The 12,149-nt window shown below is 39.4% G+C and carries 9 protein-coding genes; 3 read left to right on the top strand and 6 right to left on the bottom strand.

The genetic code is table 11. The features are described 5' to 3' along the window. Positions 1 to 61: 61 nt before the first annotated feature. Together AC3RV5_RS10630 and tnpC are read right to left on the bottom strand one after the other, a co-directional pair. Positions 62 to 289, bottom strand: a complete 228-nt coding sequence (locus AC3RV5_RS10630) for a hypothetical protein (protein ID WP_489731893.1) — start codon at positions 287 to 289, stop codon at positions 62 to 64. A gap of 19 nt (positions 290 to 308) precedes the next feature. Continuing rightward, positions 309 to 1,712, bottom strand: coding sequence for an IS66 family transposase (tnpC, locus tag AC3RV5_RS10625; RefSeq protein ID WP_489728769.1), 1,404 nt, complete (start codon positions 1,710 to 1,712; stop codon positions 309 to 311). 513 nt (positions 1,713 to 2,225) lie between these two features. Between tnpC and AC3RV5_RS10620 the strand changes: the two genes are divergently transcribed. Next, entirely contained in the window at positions 2,226 to 3,344 is a 1,119-nt protein-coding gene (locus AC3RV5_RS10620; RefSeq protein ID WP_489731892.1) for a cysteine desulfurase family protein, read from the top strand. 35 nt (positions 3,345 to 3,379) lie between these two features. Here the strand turns inward: AC3RV5_RS10620 and AC3RV5_RS10615 are convergent, their stop codons facing one another. From AC3RV5_RS10615 to AC3RV5_RS10600, 4 genes are read right to left on the bottom strand one after another with little or no spacing between them, the layout of a single operon-like run. After that, entirely contained in the window at positions 3,380 to 4,162 is a 783-nt protein-coding gene (locus AC3RV5_RS10615; protein WP_489731891.1) for an HNH endonuclease, read from the bottom strand. An 18-nt stretch (positions 4,163 to 4,180) separates the two neighbouring features. Next, complete coding sequence (locus AC3RV5_RS10610) at positions 4,181 to 5,077, bottom strand: phosphoadenosine phosphosulfate reductase domain-containing protein (RefSeq protein ID WP_489731890.1); 897 nt, start codon at positions 5,075 to 5,077, stop codon at positions 4,181 to 4,183. Further along, complete coding sequence (locus AC3RV5_RS10605) at positions 5,067 to 8,450, bottom strand: hypothetical protein (protein WP_489731889.1); 3,384 nt, start codon at positions 8,448 to 8,450, stop codon at positions 5,067 to 5,069. Before AC3RV5_RS10605 ends, AC3RV5_RS10610 begins: the two co-directional genes overlap by 11 nt. Continuing rightward, the gene (locus AC3RV5_RS10600) at positions 8,440 to 9,399 is read right to left on the bottom strand and encodes a DUF4007 family protein (RefSeq protein WP_489731888.1); all 960 of its coding nucleotides are present in this window, start codon (positions 9,397 to 9,399) and stop codon (positions 8,440 to 8,442) included. Before AC3RV5_RS10600 ends, AC3RV5_RS10605 begins: the two co-directional genes overlap by 11 nt. Before the next feature lie 310 nt (positions 9,400 to 9,709). Here AC3RV5_RS10600 and AC3RV5_RS10595 point away from each other — a divergent pair, with 310 nt between their 5' ends. Together AC3RV5_RS10595 and AC3RV5_RS10590 are read left to right on the top strand one after the other, a co-directional pair. Continuing rightward, complete coding sequence (locus tag AC3RV5_RS10595) at positions 9,710 to 11,902, top strand: DEAD/DEAH box helicase family protein (RefSeq protein ID WP_489731887.1); 2,193 nt, start codon at positions 9,710 to 9,712, stop codon at positions 11,900 to 11,902. After that, the gene (locus tag AC3RV5_RS10590; RefSeq protein WP_489731886.1) at positions 11,902 to 12,135 is read left to right on the top strand and encodes a hypothetical protein; all 234 of its coding nucleotides are present in this window, start codon (positions 11,902 to 11,904) and stop codon (positions 12,133 to 12,135) included. Before AC3RV5_RS10595 ends, AC3RV5_RS10590 begins: the two co-directional genes overlap by 1 nt. Positions 12,136 to 12,149 lie beyond the last annotated feature (14 nt).

Below are 12,149 nucleotides of genomic sequence, written 5' to 3'. Positions count from 1 at the left end.
TCAAACAATTTGGATAAAAATATACTAACAAAAAACAACCCGTTAACCCAGCGAAACGTAACTACCCGGCCATTAGCGCCTGGCCTAGTTTAATACTCCATGGCAGTACCGATTCGATATCAGGCTCAGGTTGACTCAGTTGCTCTAGCAAGTGCATGACATATTCGAATCGTGTGACTCGATTAGCGTTAGCAGTCCCGATGGTGGAGTAAAAAACGACACCGACAAGAGCACTGTTGGTGTACGCGGTATTGGCTCGCTTTACTATCTTATGTATGCCATTCAACACGTAACCGTTCACCGGGGAGCTATTGACTTAAGGCCGTTAGTTCAGGGAGTGCCGGATATTCCGAGCGAGTGATCACGGCGTGGACGATTTGCCTTAGCCAGTCCAGAGGATTGGCCCCCAGCTTGCGGCAGCTTTCTACAATGGTGAGAATGCGTTGCCGAAATTGCTCGCCCCGGTGTGAGTACACGCCATAACTGCCTTTGCGCCACAGTACATAGCTGCGCAAGGAGCGCTCTGCCTCGTTGTTGGTCAGAGGAATATCCTTATCCGTCAGAAATGTCCAACAGCTTTCATCGTGTTTGAGCAATAATCCGCAGCGGTTTCGATACCGCGGGGTAACACAAGCTTCGGTGGCATGTTCCAGGGTGGCTTGCCAACGTTTGCGTAGTTTACCCATACGCTTTTGATACAAATAAGGCGATAGCTCCCCTCGCTCAAATCGGTGGCGGGTACGAAAGATAAGATGGATCAAGGTTTCTAATCGCTGCCCTATGGGTTTATTCGGCCCCCAACTATCTGCTATTGCCCCCACATTACGTAAAATATGGGCCCAGCAAAATTGCCGCTGAGATGGGGGGAGATAATGGTAGCCCGCATATTGATCGGTAACGATCACGGCTTCGGTGACGTCGCCTAATAATGCCCTGGCGGCATGTTGCGCCCGGGAGTAGTGGATCATAAAACAGGATAATTCATCGGTGCAGGCCAGCCACATCCAGCGGTTTTCATTCTCACGCTTGTGCCGGGTTTCGTCAGCGTGGATAACGGTAGAATCCTGGACTAGCTGTTTGATCTGCTGATGAACGGGCGTGAGCATCGCGCTGACCTTGCCGTGGGCTTCAGATATGGCACCTCGGCTAAAGTACACCCCGAAGTTCTGCTGCAACTGTTGCTGGATTTGGCTGATACTCTGATGGAACTGCCCGGCCTGTATGGCGATAAAGGCCAACATGTTGGCCCCCATCTGACCATTGTTGACGGTTTCGGGCAACGTCGCCTGGACAGCCTCCCCACAGCGGCAACAGCTACCTTGATAAAGCTGGTGCTCCGTCACGTTGTAGGCTTGTTGAGGGATATCAAACACCTGATGACGATAATAAGGCGTGGCATTGGATACCACTTTCCCCCCGCATGCACATTCGCCGGGAGGATAATAGGACAGTGTCACATCCACCTCATCTACTCGCGCGCGATTGCTGCCCTTATGCCCCGGCTGGGCGCCTCGCGGTTTGCCGCTACTTTTACGCGGGCGATCTACAGCCGCTGGGCCATCGGAAGAAGGCGGGCGAGAAGAGTTGCGACTGGATTGTTTCAGCCTGTCTTCAATGTCATTGAGCCTATCCCATAACGACTGAATAAGCGCATTGGCTTGTTCAAGCGTGTCGGCTTTAGGGGCGGCTGGACGGGATTTTTTGCGTGTCATGTTGACACCATGCCACATGGGCGGGATCGCGCAATAGGATCATCGGGATCATGCAAAATAAATATTTTTACATGTCAATACCTGTCCGGTGAACGGTTACATTCAACACGACCTGCCAGAGGATATCGCGTTGGAACTGATCCACGTGGTATTCATCGCCATACACTTTCTATATTTGTGCACGGGTGAGCGTTAAGCCTTTAGTGCGGCGACCCGAAAAGTTGCCGAGACCTACCCGGCCGCTAAAGAAACAAGCGAGCCTATTGTTACTTCTTTGAAAATATTGCTCCCGCATATACTTATTTTTCAAATTGTCAGTCGACATGATTCGATCTAACCGCGCAGGTACGACCCCATGAGCAATAATTGTAACGGTAACGACTATCTTCATGTTTCAGCTACACATGTTCAGATAAATATGAAATGCTTAGTGAAAATGGAATCTACTGAAATGGTGCAATATCAAGCCGTTTAGGTATTCTGTAGCTATATTTTGTTATTGGGAATATTTGTTTGATTTACTTTGACTCTGCCGCCTCGTATCCGGTCCTACCAGAAGTACTCGATACGTTAAAAGACTCCTTCGAACACTTGTATGGCAATTCAACAGCTATTCATTTGGCTGGCGCTGAGGCTAGTGATGCAGTCAATATCGTACGCAATAAATTGGCCGACGTGATAGGAGCCTATAGTAGCGAAGTGATATTCACGAGTGGCGCAACAGAATCTAACAATATAGCTTTTAAAAGCCTGCTGCTCGATAATCATGAGTTCAAATCTAAACGCCATATTGTTACCAGCGCTATTGAGCACAAATGTATATTAGTTATCTGTGCATACCTCGAAGGAATTGGCTTCGAGGTTACTTATATTAATCCAAATAAAGACGGCATAATTTCTAAAAATGCGATAGAACAAGCTATTCGACCTGAGACTGTCTTAGTTTCAATTATGCATGTCAATAATGAGCTAGGAACCATTAATCCAATCAGTGAAATAGGGGCACTTTGTTACGAAAAGGGAATATTGTTCCATGTTGACGCTGCGCAAAGCCTCTTAAAGTTACCCATTGACGTTGATGATTTGAATGTTGATTTGATGTCATTTTCAGCACATAAAATCGGAGGCCCAAAGGGTATCGGTGCAGCGTACATTCGGGATCTTAGAAAAAAAGCTTTAACACCAGTCATACACGGTGCTGGGCAAGAAGAGGGATTAAGAGGTGGAACTGTTGCAGCCCCTTTAATAGCAGCATTTGGCGTTGCTATTCAGCAATTTCCAAAACACTTCAAAAAGTTAAAACAGGACAATTTGAAACACCGCCTCATCAATGCATTAAATGATGCAAAAATAGATTTTTCTATTAATGGAAAATTTGACTCAACTTTACCAAACATTGTTTCTATCACCTTTCCCATCATAGATGTAGGCCTACTCTTACGCGAAACTGAATCTAAGTTCTGTTTAGCTCAAGGTTCCGCCTGCTCTGCCAAAGAAATTGAACCGTCGCATGTCTTGACTTCATTAGGTTTGAGTAATGAGATGGCAGATAAAACGCTTAGATTAAGCTTTGGGCATTTTAATGAGGTAAGCGAAATAAATCAGTTTGTTAACAGCTTAGCTGCACTTTAAGACAGAGAGATATATCATCTCGGTAGCAATGGGCCTTAATTAAATCCATGAAGTTCCCTATGGTACGCGAGATATTCACTCGACTCACGCGCTAATGTTTTTAGACAACATGAGGATAGTGCCCACAGCCTGTCTAATCGACTATCAATATTTGGGCTTAAAAGAGCTTCCCCTTTGTGATTGAAAGATAAATGGCCTATATCGAATAATTTGTCTAAATTTGGTGTTAGTAGTAGTCCATTGAACCTATCAACTTTCTGGACACTATTAGCATCTTTCCAAGGCTTAATATGACTTGCTATTAAAATTTTTGGAGATAAATCACTGACACCTGTCACCGCACAACTATTGTTAAATCTTCTTCTAACTTGCTCACTAAAAAACTCATGTCCTATGCGATAAGTTGTATAGGTCGCTCGATTTTCGCCGATTATATTATTGGTAGGAAAATCTGGATGAATAAGTTGATTAGCGTTATTTAATATCGCTGAAACAATAAACGAATCACTCTGCTCTGGATTTTTATCGAAAAAAAGCAGGTCTCCTTCTCCTAATTTATAAGCGTTGAGTTGATTTTTTAATTCTTTAAAAAACAATCTGTGCCTATTATTTCTCCGAGTGCATAAGCATTTGGCGCTTTGCCCCAAGACACTGAAAGAGAGCGATTTTTCTTCCCCTTCTTCAAGTTGTTTACCAAAGAAGAAAGGGGCAATGTCATGAGGAATGCCTGTAGTTCCCTCTTTCAACAAGCTTGGATCGACTGTCTTTACAGCGCAGGTTGCAGAGCGTATATCCCAGGAAAATGATCTATAACTCATTAAGGATCCTTACGGTTTTTATTTATAACAAGTAACACAGGCTCCACCGCCCTCTACATCATCATAAATTTCGTCAAGGTCTTCCATTTCACAAGCCCCACCAATATCACCAAGAAGAGCATTACGCCGGCGCTTTTTGCTAAAGCGTTCAACTTTTTTCTCGTGATTTTCAATGACTGACGCCTTCTTGACAGGATCTTCAAGAGTTTCTAGCGGCTCTCCCTTACCCATCCAGTAAAAACGTTCACCAGTTACATTATTGTTTTCGCCTTTTTCAAAGGCCTTAGCTTGTTCAAACAAATCGGGGTGTTTTTCTTGAAGCCTTACCCATTCAATCTTCTTTTGAAAGAAGCAAAATGAACAACCAGAACGCGAGCGCCATGAATAATATGCAGGCAGCTCTAAGCCGTTGCGCTGCAGAATATTCTCTATGTCACTTTTTACAATTCCATCTTCGCGAAAAGGCATAATAGATTCTATGGGCTTTGCTATTGTCATAAAACCCACGCGTTCTGGTTCATCCGCCCTGATACCAACATAATTTTTAACTGAAAAACCCTCGGCGATAAATCCATCTACCCACTGCTCAAATGGTTTTAATTTCATTTGTACGGTGCACCAACGATCGCGTTGAGATGGTAAATAATTTTGATGTTTTTTCAGTAAGCTTTTAAATTCAACTTCACCTCGTCCTTCAATATTATTCAAAGATCTGTCGTTCAGCCTATGGATATAACCTAGCTTTTCTTCTAACTGGTCAATAAACTCATTCGTTTCAGGCAATTCATACCCAGTATCTGTAAAGAAGTATTCTATATCTAAGTCAGGTCGCGTCTCCTTCACATAAAGCGCCAAAGCACTGCTGTCTTTACCCCCGGACAATCCTAATACATGTTTTATTTTTTTAACTTGCATTATTTTCCTTCTGAATTTCATCCATATTAGCCATCAGCAGCTGACTTAGTGCAGCTCTCCGCTTCTCAATTGGAACGTCACTCAATAATTTGTCTAATTGCGACACGGTGCTCTTTACCTCAGAGTCATTGAATAGAGTTTTAGCCAAATATATTTCATATCCCTTATGCTGCCCCGCCGCGTCTTCCGTTAACAATGCAAAGGGTGTTGATGATGCTGCTTGTGAAAAACGGCTGAATGACTCTATTCTTCTAAACTGAATACACAGGTTTTGAATCTCATCAAGTGCGTTTCTAATATGACGATCAGTCCAATTACGCTCAGGCGCCCCCACCACAGTTGCTATAACCATTTCAAACGCTAAAGTACCCTCAATGTAATTGGCGACTCGAGATGCAAACTCCTTAACCATAGGGCGTTGCGATGCACTCGCAACATCTAAGCAGCGTTTTTTTAGCTCCTCATTGAACTCAGTACCAAGTAAATCCGTTATTATTTTTTTGAAACCGCTTGTCAACATTTCATGTTGTGATGAAAGATCCTGAATTGCTGATTTTAACTTTTTTGAGAGTACATCTTTACCATCCAAATCCTTTGCATCAACATCAAAAATAGTTGGCAGGCTTTCAAGAATTAACCTATATGGGTCATTTGCTCGCAAAACTTCATTTCTAAATGCCCTAGCCTCTGCTGTTAAACCTAAGTCAGTTCCGTCGATAAAGCTATCACCAGAAGTCTTTTTAACCCAAGCAGGTAATTGATGAACAATTTTTACGATGTGTTTCGCAATTGCTAATATAGTTGTGTCGTTACCAACTGCAGAGTTTGTTGCTTCAGCGATTTTATTAATCAGGTCAGTCTGGATACCCGTTACTTCAAAATATCTAACACCGGCCTCGTGAGGGTGTTTATGCAACTTATTTACGAATACTTCATCCAATTCAGGAATAAAAATAAGATTATTTGTCGAGTCTTTATCGTAAAAGGCTACTTGTCCTTCTAATGATTTAAGCAACGCCAGGCCATATATCCTGCACAATCCCGAAGTTAAACCAAAGGGCGGCGCCATCCAATACCTATACAATTCATCGATGGTAACAAGTGAGGTACTAGTTTTAATAAACTCTACCCCACATTTCCAAATATTGTGCATCTGAGGTTCTGCACCTTCGGTTTCCGCATCCCATTCAGAGGGAAACATAAAACCTTCAGGAGTTTTTTTATGCCAGCCTTTACTCTTCAAACAAGACAAGTAAATTCCTTTTTCTGGAGGAAAATTATCAACTTCAAATCCAAGATCACTAATGCTTGCCTTACCCAACATGGCATGCATCAATTTATTTATTGCTGCGTTTGCACTTCCTGATGGTTTAGAACGATTAACAAGTTCATTCAATACTGTAGGTGAATCACAAAAAATCTTGTCGGCTATGTTCGACGCGATTACCGTAAGGGGTTGATGTTTAAGCTCAGAGCCTAAATACGACCAAGTCGAGTTGTCGAGTAATTCATGAAAAAAGTCGTTTACATTGCGTTTTGCATCGTCAATTCGGCTTTCTAACTCACTTTTAGCAATCAGATCGTGATTTATCTGTCGCTCATACTTTTTAATATGCTCTAAGGCCAGTAACTCAATCGCCGTTACTTTTAGATGTTCTACATCTTCTGGTACCCCTAATATCACGGCACTGGACTTACATGAAAAGTCTTTTAACTCTTGATTTTTTGTCTTTTTAGCCAAAACGACAAAAGTGGCAAATGCATTGCCTGACAGCTGAGACGCATTCAATACGTCATCATCAATACTTGCTAGTTTTTCTGTAATAAGTGTATTTGCCCAGCGCATCGTGCCGGTACGGTGATAAAGTGATGTTGCTAATACAGGTGTATTAATATTGCAAACTGATGTCCAATCGACACCGCTACTTATTGACTCAATCGTTTCGAGTAATAGCGCATTGATATCAATATCGCTGCCTTGAAACACAAACAACGCATTATGATTGGCTCTGAAAATAACAATTGTCCAACGCTCCAGATCCGCAATGACTTTCGATACTGCTACCGGATCTAAGCCGTACTGTTGCATATAATCAATAATGAATGTACGCGTAGCATGTAAATGATGCTGAAAACCAAAAATAGACAGTAACGCTACAATTTTAGTTACTGCTATGTGTAGCTGTTCCCCTTTTTGCGTAGCTCTTTGGATTGCGTCACATGCCTCAAGCCACGCTTTTCCATCAGCAGATGTGACTATTACATGATGCAAATTATGCAATAGGTAATCCCAGAGGTTCTCAGGTGTATAACTTAAAAATTGATCTGGCTCGCCCTGATAATTTTTAAGCAGAAACTCGCGGAAACCGTATTTTTCGTTGGATGCAAGAAAACCAAACAGACTTCGTTCATTCTGAGAAAAACGCCTTCTTGAAATAGGCCCTAGCAACAGGCTCACCAACGGATCTAAGGGTAATGTTTTAAGTAAAACGTTTTGATTTGCTGATTGACCTTTAAAAGCGCTTGCGGTGATTTTAGCCAACTCTCGGTATTTATTTTCAAGGGCCGTGGTTGTGGCACTGTCTTTAAATATTGAATCACCCACTAAAATAAGCGATTCATCAATGCTAGGGTTAAACCCAAAATCAATATAGCGGCCTTGTACTTTGGCCCAATCTTTCTGTGTTAATGCATCTTTATTCTTGGCGTATTCAACAAATGCTTGGTGCAAAAATCCAATAACAATAATTTCGCTTTTCGCCTGTTGAGCTATATCAGCTAACTCTTGAAAGAAGTATAGATCAGCCCCAGCTCTTGACTGAAAATCAAGGGCTTTACCAAGCTCATCTAAAAGTAAGACGAAACCATCAGCCTTGTAAATCTTACGGTCAAATATCTCTTTGATTTTCTTTAGGCATTGAGCATCTGTCATCATCGTCAATGTTGCAACGGCAACATCATCATTTATCTGCTGACAAATACTTTTTAGAATGGACTGGGCAGGCGAATTTAGGTCACAAACGTGTTTTATAACGTGCCAACCATGTTTTACTTCAAACGAGCTTTGTACTAATTCCAATAACTCAGTGTTGTTCTTTATTTTCTGGTAAGCGTAATCTCGTTCTCTAATATTCTTAGAAAGTAATGACGATAAAAAAAGTGCAAGTGTGGATTTACCCGACCCATAGGGTCCAGTTAGCGTATAAGTTCGCTGAGAGCTAGTTGAATAGCTTCTACTGAGAGTTTCAAGAGTGTTTATTGCTGTACCATGAACAACAAAATCATCGATAAATGAAATATAATTATCTGCGCCATCAATACGAGTAGAAGTTTTGTATCTTTGGTTGACGGAAATAGTGGGATTAACTGTCACGGCTATCTCCGTAATATTGATAAATAAAAGATTCAGGCTTGCTTAAAATTTCGTTACTCACTCTTACCTGCCTCAAGCCAAGGGAGTCTATCCATTCAACTTTGCCCTGTGTATATTCTTGAGCCTGATCGAGTTTATGCCCAAGACCTGATTCAGACAGTCTAAAAATTCTGCCTGGAGAGCAAGGCTTAGAAAGAAGAGAGTCAAAATCTATAGTATCGACTCTTGAATCAGCCGTTTCATAAGCAACAAATTTCACCAACGCAAATATAAAAATTTCGACTGGCAAGCTTACCCTTTCGGTTAACTCACTGATAAAAAAGGAGTTACTGTTCTCGTTTAGCAAGTTTAATTCTGAAAGCGGCGAGCTGAAGTGATCTTCATTTATCGTAAAATTCTTCTTACCGGTAACCGATTTACGCTTCTTACTATATGTATTGATAAAACAGTCAAGATCCTTCTTTAGCGTCGAGATGTTTGAAACTTCTGAATCCGTTAAAAAACCAGATTCATCAACAAAATCGTCAAGTAACTTTTTCTTTTCGAAGCTCTGAATATTGGAGTAGTTAAAAAAATAACGATACGCAGTTAAACTGTCATAGCTAAAATTCAACATAAAATGTACAAGCCAAATGGAGCCAATTTTCTCCAAAAAAGGATCAGCTCCGGTTTCAGGCTCACCACAACCGAACATATATTCCCCAAGATGAGAAACTTGATGTTCAGTTCTACCATTGTCAGTCACAGGCACTGCAAAAGAGCATGCCTCTGCCCAATAACGGATTGCATTGATCATATTTTTGCCAACACCAAGCTCCACAATGGCTGCGCGAGTATGTCCTTCGTTCGAAGTTTGAAATTTACCTCTATTTTTCAGATGGTTAACAGATTTGTATAACCATCCGTATCTTAAAGGAAACGTGTCGTGCCCTGAAAATTTTGCTTTCATACTTTATCCATTAACTTTTGGAGAAACTCTCCAGAAGTACATGTTATATCCATTTATTACGCTTTGAAAGCGAGTACGCTTAATAAATACTGTATTTTTACCCAGTCTTTTACCAAATAGGCCATAACTTCACAAAAATCAAAAAAATCAGTATGCAATTGCAGACGGTAAAGAAAGAGCGCATAGTACAATATAACGAAAAATCAAAGAACAATTATTAATAAAATTATTAAAAGATGATAACTCAGTCTTATACACTTAGGATTAGTATACCCCCGAGATTATCGAGCATAGCAAAGGGAACAGCATTTTGAGCTTTAAAGACGTTAAATTTCCTCACAATTTTGAATATAGTTCCGATTCAAATGACTTACCTTTAGAGTTCTATTTGAACACATTCCCGCGCTCCAGAACTGTTTACTTGAAACTAGGCTACTTTAGCTCTACGGCAATAAAAGTGCTTGCATACGGTTTCGCTCTATTCATATACCGTGGTGGGAAAATAAAAATTGCTACGAACCATTTTTTGTATAATTCAGATAAGCAACTGGTTGAAGGCACTGCAGAACCGCAAGATGTTGAGAATTTAGAAATAATAAATAATCTGGACGCGTTAAAGTCCGCTCTATCATCTGAAACAGAGCAGTTCTTTAATTGTTTAAGGTATCTAATAAGTAAAGATAGAATCGAAATAATACCTGTAATGCTATTGCCAAATAAGATGGCGCACTATAAACAAGGGATTTTTATCGACGGAGATGACGATGCTATATTTATGGACGGAAGTTGTAACTTTACAGCGAATGGACTTTTAGAGAATGGTGAAAATATTTCAATTTATCGCTCATGGGGGGAACAATTCGAACAACGAAAGGTGGAAAGTAAAACTCAGGATATAATGAGCATTTGTGATAGAAAAAACTTAAGGTATAAATATTTAGATAGCAGTCAGATAACTGACGCAGTTTCATCAATAGGAAAAGAAAAAACAATAAAAGAATTACTTGAAGATGAAATTAAATTATTGGACGAAAACTTAAAAAAAACTAACTCCATACTAATTGATAAATATAAAAAACAGCTTGATAGTATAATCGAAAAAGAAAAATCCTCACCTAGATTTCCATATAACTCGTCCCCAAGAACTTATCAAACCGAAGCACATAGTAGCTGGATTAAAAATGATAAACAGGGCATATTTGCAATGGCCACAGGTACAGGGAAGACAATTACTGCCCTTAACTGTTTATTGGAAGAGTATAAACAGTCAGGTATATATCAAGCAATTATACTGGTCCCATCTAAAACGCTCCTTGAACAATGGTACGATGAAATATCTTTGTTTAATTTTTCAAATATTTTTCTTGTATCGTCAGATCATAAATGGCGGGAAAATCTAAATAAACTAACAATGCACCTCGTGCTAAATTCTAAAGTTTCATTTATTATTATCAGTACTTATGCGACCTTCTCTTCTGAAAAATTTTTTAAATATATAAAAGATCTTCCTAAAGAAACTTTTCTAATAGCTGACGAGGCTCACAACATTGGAAGTCATAAGATGAAAGCTCTACTTCCAAATTTAGGTTTAGCGAAGAGACTAGCTTTATCTGCAACACCAAAAAGAAAATTTGATGAAGATGGTAATGATCTAATTGAAAAATTCTTTTCATCTGAAGAACCCTATACATATTCATTTTCAATGGAAAAGGCTATTCAAGAAAAAATATTATGTAACTATGAATATTTCCCAACAATCGTTAATTTGACGGATGAAGAATTAGGTAGATACAAGGATATTAGTAAGAAATTAGCAAAATTTTTTGATAGTAAAACTAAAATGTTGAAGAAAAACGATATAGTCGAAAAACTTTTATTAGCTAGAAAACGAATTATTCATAAAGCAGAAAATAAAAAAAATGCCTTTAAATCAATATTATTAAAGCAAATCCAAGAACAGCAGAAATTAGAGTTCTCATTTGTATATGTGCCTGAAGGAGATGATGAAGAAGGGAATAACATCATGAGTGAATATTTATCTATTCTAAATGAAGTCTCGCCAAGTACAAGAGCGCTAGCTTTTACTGGGGAAACCAAGCACAAAAAAGAAATAATGAGTAATTTTGAAAATGGGTATATCGACTCTTTATTTTCTATGAAATGTTTAGATGAGGGAGTAGATGTTCCTAGAACAGAACTAGCAATATTCTGTTCAAGTACGGGTAATCCACGTCAATTTATTCAAAGAAGAGGCAGAGTTCTAAGAATGCATAAGGATAAAGATTACGCGAAAATTTACGATTTAGTAGTAATTCCTAGCACGGACTCAGATCCATCTACCTTTAATATCGAAAAGAACTTAATAAGAGAAGAATTGATCAGGGTTATATATTTTGCTTCCCTTGCTAAAAATTATTATCAAGCAATGGAAGTATTCGAGCAGATAGCGAATTTTTATGATTTGGATATCTATGCAATGCATAATGAATTAGGAGGTCACTAATGGCAAGAGACAGAAATGATATGTTCAATCAGTTCTTGAAAAATGAAAAATTTTTGGAGTTTATGGAAAATGAAAATATCGACATAAAATCGATAAACTTCACTTCGAGCTCTGAAAGTTTACTGGCTGAATCGGTGAAAAAATTGATATTTAGTTATTGTATGGATGACAGCCATCAACAAGTATTGAAAAAAATTAATATTTTAATATCAAGTGAGCTCGCAACATCATGATAGTAAATTCTATA

This window comes from Paraglaciecola sp. IT1134, assembly GCF_058068185.1.
This window is presented reverse-complemented; position numbering and strand designations above follow the sequence as displayed.